Origin of the sequence: Paraglaciecola algarum, assembly GCF_021532655.1 — a bacterium.
Taxonomy (GTDB): Bacteria; Pseudomonadota; Gammaproteobacteria; order Enterobacterales; family Alteromonadaceae; genus Paraglaciecola; species Paraglaciecola algarum.
Window position 1 is genome coordinate 36,152 of the sequence record NZ_JAKGAS010000005.1, and the last position, 19,376, is coordinate 55,527.

At 38.0% G+C, this 19,376-nt stretch carries 14 protein-coding genes; 10 read left to right on the forward strand and 4 right to left on the reverse strand.

Annotation, left to right across the window (positions count from 1 at the left end):
* Positions 1-8: 8 nt before the first annotated feature.
* Complete coding sequence (locus L0668_RS10435; RefSeq protein WP_235312380.1) at positions 9-221, reverse strand: RNA-binding S4 domain-containing protein; 213 nt, start codon at positions 219-221, stop codon at positions 9-11.
* A 186-nt stretch (positions 222-407) separates the two neighbouring features.
* Between L0668_RS10435 and L0668_RS10440 the strand changes: the two genes are divergently transcribed.
* The 10 genes from L0668_RS10440 to L0668_RS10485 all read left to right on the forward strand — a co-directional run bounded on the left by L0668_RS10440 (position 408) and on the right by L0668_RS10485 (position 13,373).
* A complete protein-coding gene (locus L0668_RS10440) occupies positions 408-1,568 on the forward strand; it encodes a Na/Pi symporter (protein WP_235312382.1) in 1,161 nt (386 codons plus the stop codon).
* Positions 1,569-1,580: 12 nt separating this feature from the next.
* Entirely contained in the window at positions 1,581-1,808 is a 228-nt protein-coding gene (locus L0668_RS10445; RefSeq protein ID WP_235312384.1) for a hypothetical protein, read from the forward strand.
* A gap of 493 nt (positions 1,809-2,301) precedes the next feature.
* On the forward strand, positions 2,302-3,954 hold the full coding sequence (locus tag L0668_RS10450) for a putative bifunctional diguanylate cyclase/phosphodiesterase (RefSeq protein WP_235312385.1): 1,653 nt from the start codon (positions 2,302-2,304) through the stop codon (positions 3,952-3,954).
* 247 nt (positions 3,955-4,201) lie between these two features.
* Entirely contained in the window at positions 4,202-5,896 is a 1,695-nt protein-coding gene (locus tag L0668_RS10455; protein ID WP_235312387.1) for a sensor domain-containing diguanylate cyclase, read from the forward strand.
* Positions 5,897-6,155: 259 nt separating this feature from the next.
* Positions 6,156-7,619, forward strand: a complete 1,464-nt coding sequence (locus tag L0668_RS10460) for a hypothetical protein (RefSeq protein WP_235312389.1) — start codon at positions 6,156-6,158, stop codon at positions 7,617-7,619.
* 696 nt (positions 7,620-8,315) lie between these two features.
* Positions 8,316-10,376, forward strand: coding sequence for a M13 family metallopeptidase (locus L0668_RS10465; protein WP_235312391.1), 2,061 nt, complete (start codon positions 8,316-8,318; stop codon positions 10,374-10,376).
* A gap of 103 nt (positions 10,377-10,479) precedes the next feature.
* Entirely contained in the window at positions 10,480-10,749 is a 270-nt protein-coding gene (locus L0668_RS10470; RefSeq protein WP_235312393.1) for a DUF1289 domain-containing protein, read from the forward strand.
* Between the two features lie 74 nt (positions 10,750-10,823).
* A complete protein-coding gene (locus L0668_RS10475; protein ID WP_235312395.1) occupies positions 10,824-11,669 on the forward strand; it encodes an HDOD domain-containing protein in 846 nt (281 codons plus the stop codon).
* A gap of 67 nt (positions 11,670-11,736) precedes the next feature.
* On the forward strand, positions 11,737-12,525 hold the full coding sequence (locus L0668_RS10480) for a DUF481 domain-containing protein (RefSeq protein WP_235312397.1): 789 nt from the start codon (positions 11,737-11,739) through the stop codon (positions 12,523-12,525).
* A 125-nt stretch (positions 12,526-12,650) separates the two neighbouring features.
* Positions 12,651-13,373 (forward strand): DUF481 domain-containing protein, encoded by a 723-nt coding sequence (locus L0668_RS10485; RefSeq protein WP_235312399.1) that lies wholly within the window; start codon positions 12,651-12,653, stop codon positions 13,371-13,373.
* A gap of 83 nt (positions 13,374-13,456) precedes the next feature.
* On the opposite strand, the gene L0668_RS10490 is transcribed toward L0668_RS10485, so the two are convergent.
* The 3 genes from L0668_RS10490 to L0668_RS10500 all read right to left on the reverse strand — a co-directional run bounded on the left by L0668_RS10490 (position 13,457) and on the right by L0668_RS10500 (position 19,125).
* On the reverse strand, positions 13,457-14,665 hold the full coding sequence (locus tag L0668_RS10490; RefSeq protein WP_235312401.1) for a hypothetical protein: 1,209 nt from the start codon (positions 14,663-14,665) through the stop codon (positions 13,457-13,459).
* A 41-nt stretch (positions 14,666-14,706) separates the two neighbouring features.
* Positions 14,707-15,387: a methylamine utilization protein gene (locus tag L0668_RS10495; RefSeq protein WP_235312402.1), complete on the reverse strand. Its 681-nt coding sequence runs from the start codon at positions 15,385-15,387 to the stop codon at positions 14,707-14,709.
* Between the two features lie 183 nt (positions 15,388-15,570).
* Positions 15,571-19,125 (reverse strand): FimV/HubP family polar landmark protein, encoded by a 3,555-nt coding sequence (locus L0668_RS10500; protein WP_235312404.1) that lies wholly within the window; start codon positions 19,123-19,125, stop codon positions 15,571-15,573.
* Between the last annotated feature and the right edge of the window lie 251 nt (positions 19,126-19,376).

Consider the following 19,376-nt stretch of genomic DNA (forward strand, 5'->3'; position numbering starts at 1 on the left):
TTGGGCGTTCACTTTAACATCACAGTAAATCTTTGATCTTCAAACTCAATAATATCCCCGGACATTATTTTATTTCGACGTCTAGTCTCAATTTTACCATTTACCAACACACGTCCTTCATCGATGGCGATTTTAGCTTCACCACCACTTGCCACCAAAGCCTCAAATTTTAACAATTGGTATAGAGCAATTGGCTCTTCATATATTTCAATATTTTTCACTACTTAAGATCCAACAATTAGCAACTTGAATAACTCCATGATAAATGAATTCAACATAACTTGGATCAGATCTAGGGGCTTTTTTAAAAGCTAAGTACAAAATTCATTTAAGTGTATTTTTCCTGTCATAAGCCTGTCGCATTTCACTTTTATACTCTTGCGGTTAAATATTTATGGAAAATAAAAATGAGTGAATTCACTAGCACACTTGATTCAAATAATTCAGTTAATACGTCAAACAACTTTGCCCAATGGTTAGTAGTTGCCGCGCTGGTTTATTTACTAATTTGTGCAGTAAGTATAATAGGTGGGGGTTTTAAAATGGCTGCCGGAGGGCATGCCAAAGAATTATTTGCGTTTGCTAGCAACCCTTTTGCTGGGTTAGTCATTGGCACCATAGCCACTGCATTAATTCAATCTTCCTCCACAGTCACCGCCATAATAGTCGGGTTAGTGGCCGGTGGTTTACCTGTATCGGTAGCTGTACCTTTAGTCATGGGCGCCAATATTGGCACCTCAATTACCAACACCATAGTATCTTTGGGTCATGTTAAAGCTAAAGCCGAGTTCTCTAGAGCTTTTTCAGCTGCCACAGTTCACGATTTCTTCAATTTATTATCAGTGGTTATCTTTCTACCCTTGGAGATAAGTTTTGGGCTGCTAGAGAAATTAGGATCTAAATTAGCCCACTTTTTTTATGGCGGCGATCAAGTTTCAATAAGTAGTTTTAATTTTGTAAAAACGGCTACTTACCCTGTGGTTAACAGCAGTAAACAGGCCATGCAATTTTTTGGAGAGCAAACAGGTGGGATCCTGTTGATCATATTTGGCATTATTCTGATTTTCTTATCCATCACTTTAGTAGGTAAACAACTCAAAAAACTAATGGTGGGCAAAGCCAAAACCATCATGCATGCAGCAATAGGTCGCAGCCCGATTTCTGGTATTTTTTCGGGGACACTAGTAACTGTACTTGTACAATCATCATCGACCACCACTTCTCTAATGATCCCACTAGCTGGCTCAGGCGCCTTTAGTTTAAAACAAATTTATCCTTTCACCTTAGGTGCCAATATTGGTACCTGTGTCACTGCAGTGCTAGCGGCCACGGCGGTCACTGGTAATAGTGAGGCTGCATTGCAAATAGCATTTATTCATTTGACCTACAATGTTTTAGGTGTGTTGTTTATTTATGGCACACCATTTTTAAGGTACATCCCAGTAAAATGTGCCCAGTGGATGGGGCGAAGTGCTGCTGAAAACAAATTAATAGCCTTAATCTATATACTCACAGTATTTTTTATCATACCGGCTATATGCATTATTATTTCAAATCTAATAAAGTAAGGAATACATCTAGTGCCAAATGTTAATCAGCTCAGTACTGAACGTTTACGTGCCTTAATCACGGACACAGAAAGCACCTTAAAACGACTTTTAATTGAGCTTGAAAACCGCCAGTTTATTGAGCAAGAAAATCAAATCCAACATTTAGAAGAACACATAAAAGGTGCTGAATTAAGTTTGAGCACTATACGTGATTTTCTGGCACTAGTAATTGCACAAAATATACAAAACAAAAAATAAATCCCTCCCTAACAATCACTAATAAGTTTCCCTAAAGCTAATTGGTCGAACTTGTTTACTTATCATACAAATCAAAAAACTCTAGGTTAAGGTGATATACAAACCGCAAAAAATTATGCTATAAAGTTTAAATATTCAAGTAATGAAAGTCATAATTAAAGCGTTAACTTTCTCTCAATTCTTCTGATACAAAGGCCCCGAAATTAATGGATCTAGAAAATAAAAGGGTCAAAAAAGCGTTACCATTATTAAGCATCATTTTCTTTGCGTTCTCACTGATAATCTTGTGGAGTTTTTTCACTCTTATGCATAGCAGTTACTTACACCAACTGAATATGCGCCATTTCAAATACACTAACGAACTAAATGTATTAATATCTGCTCCTAGCGAACTTATTACCTTAAAACAGACTATCGACCCTAACAAAATTAGAGATGCGCTAATCAACCCGCCGACTGTTTAGACACAATCGATAAAACAGATAGAGTATTAATGAAGTTGCTAAATACCGAAGCAATTCTTACACTTTGCGAAAACGATATAAAAAGTGCAGATCTAGCATTAAATACCTTGAATCGTTATCAAAATGGTGAGGTAAGTCTACTCGCACTGCAAGAACAGATAATGACAGCATTGTCAGACTTTAAAAATAATTCTAATAAGTTTGAGCAACCAGTAGAAAGAACAACTAATTTTGTAGCAAAAGCAACGATTTGGCTGATCATATTGTGTTCGTTAATTGTACTGTCAATAACCTTATTTATTTCAATTTCAGTTTCTCGGGTACTCACTAAACGAGAAGAAACAATGAAAGCATTGGCACAAAGTGAGGAGCACGATAGACAACTTGCCTATTTAGATACCTTAACCGGCTTACCCAATCGAAATATACTAGAAGACAACATTACTCACGCCATTAGCAATGCTTCACGCAACCATTCTATTTTTGCAGTGATGTTTATTGATCTAGATCAATTTAAAGATATTAACGATACATTGGGTCATACCATAGGCGATAAATTGTTGGTTAAAATGGCAAACCGTATTTCACTAGCTATGCGTGATAATGATTTAGTAGTGCGTTTTGGTGGTGATGAGTTTGTGGCCATTATCGATTGTTTTGACTCAGTTGAGACTATTGATTGTGTGGCAACTAGGATAATTGAAACCATTAGAAAACCCGTACGATTAGCTGACTCAGAAATACTAATAACTGCCAGTATAGGTATCGCCTGTTATCCAGAAAATGGAAAAGATCCCACATCCCTATTAAAACACGCAGATACTGCGTTATATCAGGCTAAAAGTGCAGGTAAAAATCAGTTCCAACCTTATGACTCTCTGTCCGCAAGTATACAAAATCGAAAGTTGAAAATTGCTAAACAACTGCGTAATGCTATAAAAAATAATGAATTCAGTTTAGTTTATCAACCCATAGTTCAACTCTCTAGTGGGCGAACAGTCGGCAGCGAAGCACTTATTCGTTGGACCAATGCCGAAAATGAAACTATTGGCCCAGATGAGTTTATTCCAGTTGCGGAGCATTCTGGACAAATCATAGAAATTGGCAACTGGGTTCTACAAAAAGCCTGTGAACAATGTAAAACTTGGCACAGTGCCGGGACTATGAAACACATCATGGCAATTAACGTCTCCTCTTTTCAATTAAAAGCCCCATTTTTTGCTAAGGGCCTGTCCGATATATTAACTAGTCTTTCTTTACCTGCGGAATGTATCCATATTGAAATCACTGAAAATATTGCAATAACCGAAGATAAAATGAGTGTTTCAGCCCTATACGAAATATCTGATTTAGGCATTAAATTATTGTTAGATGATTTTGGCACTGGATACTCTTGTTTAAGCTACCTTAAAAATTTACCTTTCGATATTTTAAAAATTGACCGAAGTTTTATGCCTGCAAACAATACGATAGCCTCAACTATCATAGCTATGGGCCATGAATTAAAAATGGAGATTATTGCCGAAGGTATTGAAACCCTGGACTGTTACCGTTTCTTAAATAAACTGAATTGCCAATATGGACAAGGATACTTGTTTCAAAAGCCAGTTCCGCCAAGTAAGTTCGACATATTTAGGCAATTTAACCAAGAAGTGTTGGCATGCACCTTGCCCAATCACTAATTCTGAATGATTAATTTTGCCTTTAAATTATCATGATTGTCGCAAACAAATCGCACCACTCGGCCATGGTATTCATACTAAATACTTTAACCTCATTTTATGCTATACAATGACAAACATGCTTAATTCATCTTATTTTCTCAAGCGATCTAGCTTTACCCCAAAAATTTCAAATCAGATATTATTGAAATATATTTGCTCACATTCGCTTTTGACTTTTTATTTATTTCTTCTTTTCACTTCGATAGTGGCCTTTAAAACCAACGCTGCAGCTATTTCTATCCCTGATTTTAAGGAGGGTACAATTGGCGCCCGTGTCGAATACTTTCAAGAAGCGGACAAACCACTCTCTCTTGCTCAAGCACAGAAAAATTTCACCACGTCTTCCATCAAAACTGGTTCTAATCAATCTATATCATTAGGAATTAATGTCGCTCCAGCATGGTTGAAGTTTACGGTTTTAAATAACAGTTCAACCCTGCAAAAATACCGATTATCCATAGAAACTCCTTGGCTTGATTATATTGATACTTGGTTAACATCAGGTAAACAAGTACTTAAACATATACCAGGTGGCGATGGGTACCCTTTCGAACAAAGGCCAATGGCCTATAGGTTTTATGCCTTTGAACACAATTTTGAGCCCGGTCAAACAGAGGTATATATTCGAATTGAAACGAAGGGCCCAATGGCGATACCTATACATTTTAGTGCCAAAGAACATGCTATAAAAAGAGATATATCTGCGGGATATCAGTATGGGTTGTTGTATGGAATTATGGCGGCCTTAGCCTTGTATAATCTGGTGCTTTATGTATTTATCAAGCAGCAAGAATACGGTTTGTATAGCTTGTATTTAATCGGTTTTATATTAAATAGTTTGTCCTATACGGGCCAACTGCACACTGTTATCACCTATGATTTTGGAGCCTATTTCCAAGACTGGTTAGATATATTTTTGATGATAACCTACAGTATTGCCGGCTTACACTTTACACGTACACTTTTAAAAACCAAAGAATATGCACTTAAGCTAGATGGGATTGTGACTAAGGCAACTATATTAATACCATCAGGCATGTTAGTAGGTTTCGTATTCAACCAGCTGTTTTTTTCCATGCTTTTGGCATTTTTATTAAATACTTGCTTCGTTATATTATTCATAGTGATGGGCTTTAAGGCCTACTATGCTAATCGTCCTTTTGCTTTGATATTTTTGTTTTCGTCTGTAACGGCCGCTTTATGTATTACTGTTTCTACTTTAGCTGTAGCTGGCATAGTAGTGCCTTATAATGATTATACTTTCAAAGCCATTGAAGTAGGAATGGCACTAGAAGCCATTTTACTTTCACTTATTTTAGCCAGACAGTTTAGATCCGCGCAGTTAGACAAAGTCATTGCCGAAGAATATGCACGAACAGACTCCTTAACCCAAATAAATAACCGACGTGGCTTCCACAGCCAGATAAATCCAATTTGGCAAAACATTACCCGAAAAAAACGCGATGCCTCAATTGTGCTAATTGATATCGATTATTTTAAAAAGTTTAATGATAACCATGGTCATAATACAGGAGACAAAATATTAACTGCACTTGCTACTTGTATAACCAAAGCCTGTCGCAAAGGCGATATCTCAGCTCGTTGGGGAGGCGAAGAGTTTATTATATTTTTACCTGAAACGCCCCAAGAACAAGCCAAGTTGCAAGCGGAACGAATTCGACAAGAAATTGAAACTATCGAGCTTATTCTTGATGGCAATAAACTTTTAATTACCGCCAGTTTAGGCGTAGCAGGCTCCCATAACGGTATGTTTAATCATAAAAATCTAGCGCCCGACACCTTAGAGTCCATGATAAACCATGCTGATAAAGCGCTATACCAAGCTAAAAAGCAAGGAAAAAACCAAGTTCATGTAGTTAATTCAAGAAAAGCCAGTTAAATAAATACCTTCTTATAAAGTATAGAATAATTCCCAATGGCCGAATTGTACTTGTACATAAAGTGTGCTAAACCTTAAGAACAAGATACTAACAATATTCAATTCAGCCCCCTTAAGATGTAAAGCAAATCAAGCCGGATTAAAATTGTTAGTGATGGATTCTTGTTACGCTTACAAAACCCCAACTAATTTAAGGCTCAAGGTTTTGTAAAACATGGAGCGGTAAAGAGTAAAACCGCATTTAAACGGAGTTTTTCAAATGTTAACTAGATTACTTTCCACAATATTGCTTTTCACTTTTATAGCTCATTGCAGCAAAGCCACCGCAGCGTATCCCAAAGCAAGCATTAAAAATAATTCTGAATACACAATTTCAGGCACAGTTCATTATCCAGGGTGTAAAAATGACAAGTATAAAGTAGGTCCAGGGCGAACTTGGAAAGCAAGCTCTAGAGGGCTATGTTTAATTACTAAAATAACCGGTAAATTGTCGGGTACCCCTGCATCATTAAAGGGTACGGGTAAAAGTAGTTATGGGGAAAAACTCATTGTTACAAACTATACATCAACTGGAACCAGTTACTCAAAATTTCAAGTTCAAGCATTTGGTGATAGATATCGTATTTTCTCTAACCACGAGTGGGAAAAAGTCAGCAAAACCGGTAATAAAAAAAGCCCAGGGTTTAGAATAATCAATTACACAAGCTGGCCTGTTTCGGTGTCATTAGACCAAGTAGGGTGCTTGTATTACGGTATAGTCCCCGCTCAATTTAATGATAAACCCGGTGAATTTAGACGATCTACTGGAGCCGTTTGGTTTACCCTACGAGCACATATACAGCCCGACGGTATTAATCCACAAACCGACTTTGATTGTATTAAACCCGTGGCTGAACTAGTAGGCGATATTGGGCTAAGTGTGCTTACAGGTGGGGCTGCCGGAGCAGGTAAAGTATTAGTTAAAACTGTGGTTAAAGAAGCAGTCAAAGCGGCGGCACAAGAAGTGATTAAATTTGGGGCAGCTGAACTTGGGCGATACCTAATGGACTCAAGTTCAATTACAATGTTTGGGCAATATGCTGGATATGACTGGCCATTTAAATGTGATCAAATGCCCACCTACCATATAACCGGAGGGCCAGAAGTTTTAATAGCCAATGGGCAAACATTCATATCTCCTGGCAAGCCTTTTAAAATAGCTAAAGTTAATACCTGCGGTAATGACATGATGTTAGCCTCCGTAAAAAGTGCCAGCTATCCTACTAAACTGCCTAGCGACTATGTTGGAATGAAAGGTTTTAATCCAAGCCCAACTCCAGCTCCTCAACCTAACCTCTCTTTGCAAAATTACAGAGTTAGCCTTGATTGTTTTCACAATGATTTAAAAAATGAAGGTACCAATGGCAGCATTACAGCTAGTCTAGTAATAGGGATAAAAAAAGTTTCTAGTTCCACTGTTAATGCCCCTCCTTGTAAAAACAACTCTCCACTTTTATTCAATCTAACAGGTCCTTCTCAAGGTGTTAAATTAGAACTAAGGACTAACTCTGATAATGCTTTTTTCATTGATGCTGTATCAGTTACCAAAAATGGAAGAGTTAAATACTCAGGAAAAAATAATGGCCGTGGTTGGTGCTTATCAACCGACAGAAATGACGTAAACGGAGGTTGGAAGAACCATGTGAGTAATTGTAAATCAACACATATATTTGAGGTTCAATAAGAAGTATCGAGTAAACCTCAAAGTATTTACTAATCTACATCCTCCAATTATCTACCGTTAAATCAGTGTAATTTAGCTATAGATAATTGGGGCGACTCAAAGCCCTTGATCAGGTGAATTCCATTAACCCATATGCAATCATTCAACGATAATTTAACAGCTATACGAATGACAAATGAATGCTCTTTAAATGGACTTCCAGATCACAAATAAACTGCGCATTAAAACTTATCTATACCATTCCATCTCAATATGTAGTCACTCAGCGAGAGTTTAAAAAAGCTTAAACAAGGCGCATGATTGACAGCTCTTTATTATAAGACTGCTAGTGCTCTTTCAAAGTCATGCAACGCATGTGTAAGCTCTTCTAAAACTCGCCTGAAAGGTGTGCCCCAGCGTTTTTTGCTTTTTGTACTCGCTATTGGAAAGGGAACAACCATTACATGCATAGCGACGCCTCAATCAAAATCCGCTGGATGCACTCTGAGTGATCACATATTAAGATGGAATGGTATTACAAAATGAAACACAGTAATTTTGTACTTAACTAGACCAAACGGTAAACTCTGTTGCTTCGCAAAAAACAAGCTCCAAATAGAGAGCTGTGTCGAAGTAAAAATAAGAAAAATGGTGAGTACACAAGAAATACTTTTGTATTTTTATGTTGTCGTTTTATAACCAAGTTAAGGCAGGAAAATGAATAAAAGAAGTATAATTGCGTTAGGTGTCAGCCTAGCCATGGGCCTTAGTGCCTGTACCCCTAGTAAAAATCCAGAAACAAAATCTGAACAAGCCCCCAAGGTAGAACTAACATCAGGCATTGATTTAACCGCTATAGATAATAGTGTTAGACCTCAAGATGATTTTTTTCGTCATGTAAATGGTACTTGGTTGAATGCTACCGAAATTCCAGCTGACAAGTCTGGCTACGGCGTGTTTAACGTTTTGTTTGATGACACTCAAGAAAATCTAAAAACATTAATTCAAGAAGCGGCCAATACTCAAGCCAAATTGGGCAGCAATACGCAGAAATTGGGCGATATGTATAACAGCTACATGGATATTGAATTAGCGAACTCCAAAGGGTTAAGGCCACTTAAAGTCCAGCTGGATAGCATTGCACAAATAAGTAACATGCAACAACTTGCCAGTAAATTTGGTGAGTTGTATGTATTAGGTGTGGGGGGCCCGTTTAATTTTTACGTTTCACCAGATGCTAAAGATCCAGAAATCGTCACTATGTATATATACCAAAGTGGCTTGACCTTACCTGATAGAGATTACTACTCGAAAGAAGAAGAGAAGTTCGTTAACTTTCGCGCCGCGACAGAAAAATACATGGCAGATATTTTAACTGCGACGCAACACTCTGCCCCCACAGAAGCTGCAAGCAAGTTAATGGCGCTTGAAAAACATATTGCTGAAATACATATTTCACGAGTTGAAAGCCGCGATGCAGAAAAAAATTACAACAAAAAAGCCGCTGAAGAATTAGATTCACTTTTAGGTGATTTTGATTGGCAGGCTTATGCTGATGCGAGTCATATTGGTCACGTGAAAGAACTGGTTATTAGGAACTTGCCCTACTTCGAAAAAGTATCAGACTTGTATTCACAACATGATCTTCAAACTTGGAAAGATTATTTAACTTTCAAACTAGTGGATACCTACGCGACAAGATTAAGCCAAGAGCTAGTTGATATACACTTTAACTTTCACTCCACAACCTTAAACGGTATTCCTGAACAAAGGCCCAGATGGAAAAAAGCAGTATCTGCGACTAGTTCCGTTTTGGGTGAAGTATTAGGCCAACAATATGTTGAACGTCATTTTCCGCCTGCTGCCAAAGCAAAAATGGATGAGTTGGTGACTAATCTAACTAAGGCCTATGAGCAAAGTATTAAAGAGTTAACTTGGATGACTGCAGACACTAAAAAAGCAGCATTAGAAAAGCTTTCCTTATTTACACCTAAAATTGGGTATCCGGATAAGTGGCGAGATTATTCTAGCCTAAGCATCAAATCTGATGATTTAGTGGGTAATTATTTTAGTTACCAAAAATTTGATCACATGCAAGATGTGGCCAAAATTGGTAAACCTGTTGATAAAACAGAATGGAGTATGACTCCCCAAACCATTAATGCTTATTATCACCCAGTTAAGAATGAAATTGGCTTTCCAGCAGGCATATTGCAATCACCATTCTTTAATATGCATGCAGACGATGCCGTCAATTATGGTGCAATTGGCGCGGTAATTGGCCATGAAATTGGTCATGGATTTGATGATCAAGGTTCTAAATATGATGGAAATGGTAACCTACGAAGTTGGTGGACAGAAGAAGACAAAGCCTCTTTCGACGCGCTAGGTAAAAAACTGGCAGCGCAATATAGTCAATTCGAACCAATTGAGGGGCAAAACGTCAATGGTGAATTAACTTTGGGTGAAAACATCGGCGATTTAGCTGGCGTGACCATAGGTTATAAAGCTTATCAAATGTATTTACAGGACAAGCAAGACAAGGTGATTGACGGATTGACTGGGGCACAACGCTTCTTTATGGGTTACGCACAAGTATGGCGCAGTAAACAACGAGAAGATGCCTTACGTGCTAAATTATTGCAGGGACCTCATTCACCGGGCGAATTTCGAGTCAATGGCATAGTGCCTAATGTAGACGCTTTTTATGAGGCATTTGACGTTAAAGAAGGTGATACTATGTATCTAAAACCAGAAGATAGAGTCAAAATCTGGTAGTAAGAGCTAACACTCAATACAGTCAATTTAAACACAGGCCGCTATTTGCGGCCTTTTTTATATTATACTTTAACTGTCAGTAACTCTTTTCTCGAGATAACAGTTGAAACAGATAGAAATTTTTGAAATTAAAAGCCCTTGCATTGGTGTATGTGAAGCTGGGCCTAAAGGTTTCTGTAAAGGATGTTATCGCTCCCGAGAAGAAAGAATGCATTGGTTTAAATTAGAGCAAGATGTGCAAAGTAAAATCATTAAAGCCTGTGGCTTACGTAAAAAACGTGCAGCCTTGGTTAAACGTCCTAAATCGGACGAGCATAACCCTAATCAACAAATAGATATCTTCACCCCGCCTCAAAATAACAATAAAGAATAAATTCTTTGAATTAAGTGTAATAGCTGTCACAGATGTTTATACTTAATTTAAGTTAGTTAATAACCAAGCGGCCAATGTCATCAATTAATCCTTTGGAAATAGCCAGAGTTGCCAGCCAGTCTTTTGCACTGCCCGATATTTGCACACGTATCCGCGAAATGCTTGACGATCAAACGTCAACTTTAGACGACATTGGCAATCTAATAGCTCTGGACCCATCCTTAGCATCCAAATTATTAAAATTGGCTAACAGCCCATTGTTTAGATTTGAATCACAAATAGACTCACTAGGTAAAGCCATTAACATTATTGGTGGAGAAGCCTTATACAACCTAGTAATGGTAGAAACTGCAAGTTCTGCTTTTGAACACTTTAGTAGTAACGTTATTAACCTAAAGCGTTTTTGGTTACAAAGTATCTACGCTGCGTTAGTGGCAAAACATATTGCTAAAATAGTTCGGATAAGGGGCAGTGAACGCTTCTTTTTATTGGGTTTATTACATAATTTAGGTGAATTGTTAGTCGCATTAAAATCACCTAATCTGGCCATAGAATGCAGTAAATACAGTAAAAACATTTCTCCTTGGAAACTACAGCAACAAGTTTTAGGTTTTCACTATGTCACCTGCAGTGCAAATTTATTGGAGTTTTGGAAGTTACCCGCCCAGTTATATATTCCAGTACAAAGTGCTCACGACGAAAACAAAGCGCTTCAAAATAAAGAAGCAGCAGTGGTTTATTTTGCAGTCCGTGCAGGTTTAGCTATGTGCGACGAAGACTTGTATTCAGTCAGTGAACTTGTTTCCCCTAAGATATTTCAAACATTAAATTTATCTGAAGAAGATATGCAAGACGCAATAAAATATGCATCTATGGAAGCTGAATCCGTGCTAGGTGTAATGGGACCAAAATTCAAATAACAATCTACATCCGAATAAAAAACCGTTACAATTGTTACAATTTTTGCCAACCATTTATTTTTACCCAATGAAAAAAGTTTTATTCATCATAAGTTTGTGTTTACCACTAGCTGTTACTGCAAAACCCAACTTTATGCGTTCTTTGTATATGGCTGACAAACCCAATTACAAAGCTGATGAAGAACTTTCAATGGTAGGCGAATTCGGCTTTATCATTGCCAATGGCAATACTAATACCTCAATAATAAAAGGCCGGATAAACGCTAGCCAAGAGTTAAAAGCTTGGGAATATCAAATCACTGGTGACACATTCTACAAGCAAAGTAAAAAAGATATTGATGGTGAGTCGGTTAAGGCCACTGCTGCCCAAAAGCTATTTTTATCCTTACAAACCGATTATAAATTGCTTAATCCAGATAACCGTATTTTTATCTACGGAGAATATGAAAAAAAGCGCTTTAGCGGCTTTCGTTATCAAGCGGCTGTAGCAACAGGTTGGTCTTCTCGCTTATGGCGCAGTAATAAAAGTGAGTTAAAATATAGTGTTGGGCCGGGTTACGCTATATCTGAGATTGAAGAAAACAGTAATAAAACTGAATATAGTGGGCTTATCGTAAGAGCCGCAATGGAATACAAACGGAAGTTTTCTGCTCATGCTACCTTCAGGCAATTTTTAAGTACTGAAGCTGATCCAGATTTTACTAAAACGCGATCTGAAACCACTTTATCAACCAAACTAAACGGTGCCTTAGGCATGAAGCTCAGTTTTGTGATGAACCATGATACGGGTGTGGCACAAGGTAGCGAAGAATTAGACACCCAAACCGCTGTCACTCTGGTATATCAATTTTTTTGATACCTGCCTAATACCATTGTCTAATAATAATTTAACAGAAATCTAGAAAGATATTAGGTACACTGCGCGCAATTTTAATTTAGACCATTAAGCTAGTTATATAGCTTTAGAATAAGGGAATTAACATGCAAAAAACATTAGTAATTTTAAGCTTATTAGCTTCTAGTCAAGCCTTTGCCGCGGATAAAGAAAAGCCTTTTTCCATGGACGGGGAGTTTGGGTTTATCTCTACTTCGGGTAATACAGATACCACCTCTATCAAAGGCAAAATTTCTGCTCATCAAGAGTTAGAAATGTGGAGCAACGATTATAAATTTGAGGCTTTATACAAGAAAGATGAAGTAAACGATGTGTCTCAAACCACAGCTCAAAAATACTTCTTATCTGGTCAAGGAAATTATAAATTAGCCAATCCAGACCATCGTGTTTTTGGTTTCGTTTCACACGAAGACGACAGATTTAGTAGTTTTGACTATCAATCAACTATCGCTGCGGGTTGGTCACAAAAACTTTGGCAAGATGACGACAGCAAATTTAGTTACAGTATTGGTCCAGGTTACTCATTTGCTAAACGTCAAACCGGTGAAAGTGAAAATGGCCTGATTGTCAGGGCTTCAATGGATTACCGCTTAAAAATATCTGAAACAGCCCAGTTTAAGCAACTAGTCAGTTCAGAAGTGGGAAGTGATAATACTAAATCTAAATCTGAATCGTCTGTTTCAGCTCAAATAAGTGACGGGTTTTCGTTAAAAGTATCCTTGGTACTAGATCATAACTCTGATGTACCAGATGGAAAAGAAAACTTAGACACACAAACAGCGGTTACCTTAGTTTATACGTTTTTCTAAGCAATCTAGCTAAGCAAGCAATATTCGCAAAAGCCGCATACAAAAGAATTGTCTGCGGCTTTTTTATGCTTAATAGAACATTTCTACCAACGATATTGTATAACAGCCATGCTTTGTTGCTGACTCATTTCCTGCGGCAAAGACAAAGCAGCGCGATTCTCTGCATTATTATGATTGATGTGATGCTCCAAGCCTAATTGCCAATGTTTATCCATGTTATAACGCCAAGCAAACGTATAGGCATAACCGTCACTGTTATTGGCATCCCAAACCACTAAATCCTGCTCTTTCACTTTAAATTGATCAAAACGTATACTTAATCTATGTTGCACAACTTTATGACTAAACAACAAGTACCAAGCATTAAAATCAACATCGACTACCCTTTCGCCCATAGTTGTAGAGCCAGATAACCATTGGCTAATGATTCGGGTGGATTGACTAAACTTGTGTTGAAATGCAATTGAGTGAAATTTAGTGCGCCAGCCATAAAGTCTTTGGTAATTTACCGCTAGAGGGTCTGCTTGATTATCATAATAATAATATCGCAAGTTTGTTTGACTAAAATAATCGAGATGAGCGCCTAGGTAAAACCCTAAACGGCCATCTAATTCGTGGAAGGGCTCAACATAACTGGGATGGAATATTCTATCTTGTTGCACCACGCTTGGGTAAGCTGCAAAGGGAACCTTGTCGTTGTGTAAACTTTGTCTGTCGTGCAATGCAAAACCTCTCCAGCTCAGTAATGTACCTAACGGATCATTAGCTTTAAATGCAGCCGCTGTTAACTGCCAAGAATAAGCACTGTTTCTGGCTCTTCCGGGACTATAAACGGTAAACTCTAGTGCAGGCGCACGCAGTTCTTCACCTAACCAACTATTTATCGCTGATTGGGTATATGTAAAAGGTGATAACCAGCCCGTATCGAGATTTTCTAGAGACATTTTTGGATAAAAAAATCCAGCCCTCGTTCGCCAGCGAACTCTACTATTAGATAAAGGTTTATATGCTATTTGTGCTTGCGAAATGCCGAGGTTTTGCTCGCCAGTTTGATAGTAATTTGCCACTAAGGAATAACTAAGTCCGCTGGCGAAAGAGTCGGATAGTTCAACTAATGCTTGTTGTACATTTAGGCCATTTTTTGAATAAGCTAATATACCTGTGCCATTATCCAACCAAGAAGTCTGCCGGTCGGCTAATACATAATTAACTTGAGCTAGCCCTTTTACTTCAACAGCTAATATTTGCCAACTAGCTAGATGATAAAATAATAAACCCCAAATTATTTTCACTTGTTTAACTGCCAATCATAAACTTAAGTATGATATTAAATTTACTCATAATCTGAAAATTCATCAACAGCTTCATATTCATATAAATTAGGTAATAGAGCTTTTTGCAAATTTATATTATGTAGTTGTTGTTTTTTTGTCACCTCAATAACTTGTGTGAGAGTGCTCACATCGTCCCTCACCAAAGGGCTCCAGACTTTTAATTGATACTTACCCAAAGGTAGTTCAATTTTTGCATCGCCCAACTTATTAGTTTTAGCAAAATACTGTGTATCAAGCACATAAATATAACCTAACATGCCATCATGTATGTTGCAGCCTAATACCACTAATCCAGATTTAGAAAATAATAAAGGGTCGGCTTGTAAGTTTTTGTATAACTGTAACTCAAAGGTTTTGGCTTTTGAAAATGAATATACATGATGTTTAACTGAATCAGAGTTAGGAAACTTAACCAAGGTATTCTTTTGGATAGCCAAAATATGCGGCTTAAATTGTGTATCTATTTGATCCATTACGGCCACTTGATCCATCAGTGCTTCACCGACCTTGGCTCTAGTGATTGTGTCTGACTGCGGCTCATTCACTTTACTATCTAACACTTCTAAATACACCACAACATTAGGCACAGCTTTTCCATCAGGGTCGAGCACTTTAATATTTATAGCTTGAGAAAGACTTGAAACAGACAACAATAAACACAGCACATACAACCTAATCATAGCTTTCCAAATTAACAGTTAACGTTTATGCCAAATCCTGGCTAGATACAACAAAGGCTGTTAATAAACAGCCTTTGTTGTAAATAGACACCTATTCATTCAAAAATCATTCACTAAAAATTAATTTTTTAATATTTGTGCATTTATTTTTTTTAAACTCAAAACTTGTTAACGCAATAATGCTTAACTTAATTTTTCTAATACTGCGTTAGCTGCATCAATTTGTTCTTGGCTACCTTTTTGAATAATCTCAGCCAATAACTCTTTAGCTGATTCCTCTTCGCCAATTTCAATATAAGCATGAGCTAAATCTAATTTAGCGCCAATCCCGTCATCAGCATCGACATCAATCATTTGTAAATCGTCTTCATCGGCAACAAAAGGCTCCAAAGACATATCTAAATCTAAGGCTTTTTCTTCGTCTGGCTCTGAGGAGTTACTTTCATCTAATAACGCTGCTACATCCAAAAAGTCTTCATCCGCGGAATCATCTTGGGTTAAATCTTGTTGCTCATTTTCTGCTTGAGGCGACTCATCTAATAAAGCCCCAATATCGATATCTGAATCAAGATCGTTTTCATCAATCTCATTATCAGTATCAATACTTTCTAATAACTCATCAAAACTAGCGCCTTCTAATTCCTCTAGGGCGTTTGAATCGTCATTATTTGATTTATCATCATCTAACCAATCACCTAACCCGGGTAAGTCTGCTAAAACTTGGTTTTCATCATTTGACGTTTGTTCAGATGACTCATCTTCTATATTTTCTTCAAATGCTTGTTCAAGTGCCAAATCATCAAAATCTGAAGGTACTGCCGGCTCTTCGTTTTGTTTAGTTGACTTTGTATCTGACTTTTTATCGGAGTGTTCAGAACTAGAATTAAAGAAATCTTCACCGACAGCGCCAAATTCAAGATCATCTAACGAACTTATTGAAGCTGATTCATTTGAGGTTAGATCTTCTAACACCTCATCTAATTCTTCCCTTTCAAAATCTTCGAGTGCTTTTTCTAACTGATCTTCATCTAGAGAACTACCACTATCTGTCAGCTCTTCTAACTCATTAAGTACATCAGACTCAAACTCTAAATCATTATCTATTTCTAGCTCTGATTCAGCTTCAAGCTCAGGCTCGGCTTCAAGCTCTGATTCAGCTTCTATCTCTGACTCGGCTTCAATCTCTGGCTCAGCTTCAAGCTCTGGCTCAGCTTCAAGCTCTGGTTCTGCTTCAAGCTCAGGCTCGGCTTCAATCTCTGTCTCAGCTTCAATCTCTGGTTCAGCTTCAATCTCTGTCTCAGCTTCAATCTCTGGTTCAGCTTCAAGCTCTGGCTCGGCTTCAAGCTCTGGTTCAGCTTCTATCTCTGACTCGGCTTCAATCTCTGGCTCAGCTTCAATCTCTGGCTCAGCTTCAATCTCTGGTTCTGCTTCAATCTCTGGTTCTGCTTCAATCTCAGGCTCGCCTTCAATCTCAGGCTCAGGCTCAGCTTCAATCTCTGGTTCAGCTTCAATCTCTGGCTCAGCTTCAATCTCAGGTTCAGCTTCAATCTCAGGTTCGGCTTCAAGCTCAGGTTCAGCTTCTATCTCAGGTTCAGCTTCTATCTCAGGCTCAGCTTCAATCTCTGGCTCAGCTTCAATCTCTGGCTCAGCTTCAATCTCTGGCTCAGCTTCAATCTCTGGCTCAGCTTCAATCTCAGGTTCAGCTTCAATCTCAGGTTCAGCTTCAATCTCAGGTTCGGCTTCAAGCTCAGGCTCGGCTTCTATCTCAGGTTCAGCTTCAATCTCTGGCTCAGCTTCAATCTCAGACTCGGCTTCAAGCTCAGGTTCAGCTTCAATCTCAGGTTCAGCTTCAAGCTCAGGCTCGGCCTCAAGCTCAGGCTCGGCCTCAAGCTCAGGCTCGGCCTCAAGCTCAGGTTCGGCTTCAAGCTCTGGTTCTTGAGGTTCAGCTATTTCGTCTAACACTTCAGTTAATAAATCTTCATCAACTTCATCAGCTAGAGAATCTAACTCTTGTATTCCATGTTGCACATTTTCAGGAGCGGTTTCTTCTTCCTCATCGTCATCAGGCAACATAGCGCGCATTTGTTCGACTTGTTCTAACTCGTCAATCAAATTACCCGTAACCTTATCTAACTCTTCATTTTGCGATGCAATTTCTTCATCGAGTTTTTGTAAGGTATCTTCATTTATTTCTTCAGATTCATCAGCTAAGGGGCTAATAGGCGGCTTTTCTTCCTGTGCTTCATCTAATAAATCATCAATACTTATTTCTGGTTGCTCGTCTTCAACTATCGGCTGAATACCGTCTTCTTCGGATACTTCTTCTGCCGCTTTTTCTAATTGGCTCTCGCTGTCATCCTCAGCACTTTCATCAGCAGTGTTTGGCGTTTCTGCGGACTCTGACATAGCTTCTTCAATCAACATATCAGTTGGGTCTTCATCAACAGTTTCTACTTCTGCCAATAAGTCCTCAGGCTCTTCAAGCTCAGAATCTTCGTCTACTGCAGCTAGCAGATCATCTTCATCATCACCAAATAGGTTATCCAGATCATCTTGTTCAACAACTTCGGCGCCTTCTTCAAATTCATCAACCAGTAAGTCATCACCTAATTCATCAAAGATTTCGTCTTCTTCATTGATTGTTTCATCTTCAATAGCCTCGTCATCTAATCCTTCGCCTAATTCATCTGATAATACGTCATCTAATAGATCATCATCGCCAAACAAATTATCGTCATCTAATTCATCATCTTCTAGTTCATTAGATAGTTCGGCGCTTAATGCATCTGATAAATCATCCATTTCTACTGTATGTTTATCTAATGGAATATCAGCGACTAAGTCTTCTTCAGGCTCAACAGCGAGGGGACTTTTACGTTTAACTAACCAAAATGCGAGACCACCTAAAATCATCAACACTGGTAACATAGATAATATAATTAGATTAATCGGATTGTTAAGCCAACTAGATTCTTGTTCTACTATTTCGGCCTCTTCCTTGGCTTTATCTAGACGCGCTTGAGCTAAAAGCTCCTCAACACTTTTGTCTATTTGAGTGACTTTTTCACTACTTTTTATACCCTGATCGCGCATTTCATTGAGATCTGAATTGACCTTATCTAGACGCTCAAATAGTTTTTTATTTTCATCTAGTATGGATTGAACACTACTAATGGATTCGGCAAATTGTTTCCGAATCGCCATAAACTGGCGAGTTTGTGCCTCGTTGATGTCACCAAGTCTTTGTTCTATCTGGTCTTTAGTTTCTTCTAAATCAGTTCTACTGGCCGCTACTTTTCCACGACCAAAAGAACCTTTAATATTTTTTCCAGCCGTGTTTTTACTGGCTGAAGCTGGTTGCCAATTTTGAGCATCTTTCTCAGCTCTATCAAACGCTGCGGTTTTATCAATTCTGGCGATATAACGTTCAGAAGGTAATTTTAAAATGGAACCGTCTTTCAACAAATTTAAATTATTATGTTCAAAGGCATCGGGGTTAAGCTCGTATATTGCTTGCATAACCTGATAAATGGAGAGAGTTTTATTTTGTCTGTAACGTTGGGATATTTGCCATAAAGTATCTGAAGACTCGATTGGTCCGTAAGTAATACCAGAGAATTGCTCAGTAGAGCCTTTAGGCCCTATTAATTTGACCTGTTGAAAATCAGCGGCATAAACGGCAGTCGTCACTAAAGTCAAAAAAATGACTAGATGTGCCGTTATTTTTCGCAAATTCATAGCGTTCCTTTTTGCCCCAAAAATAAAATTGTTGCTCTTGGTTATTATTAATTGACCAAGATACACTTGGCTGCTTAATTAACAAAATTTAACCCAAACAAGACTTTTAATTGTTATAAATTAATTAGTTAATTGCTACTAAACTATGTCAATTGAATGACAGGTTTAATTGATCTAATAACAATTTAGCAATTCGTATTCCAAGTTTACCGAAACCGGCACTTTCCACCAACTATAAACTAGATAATCTG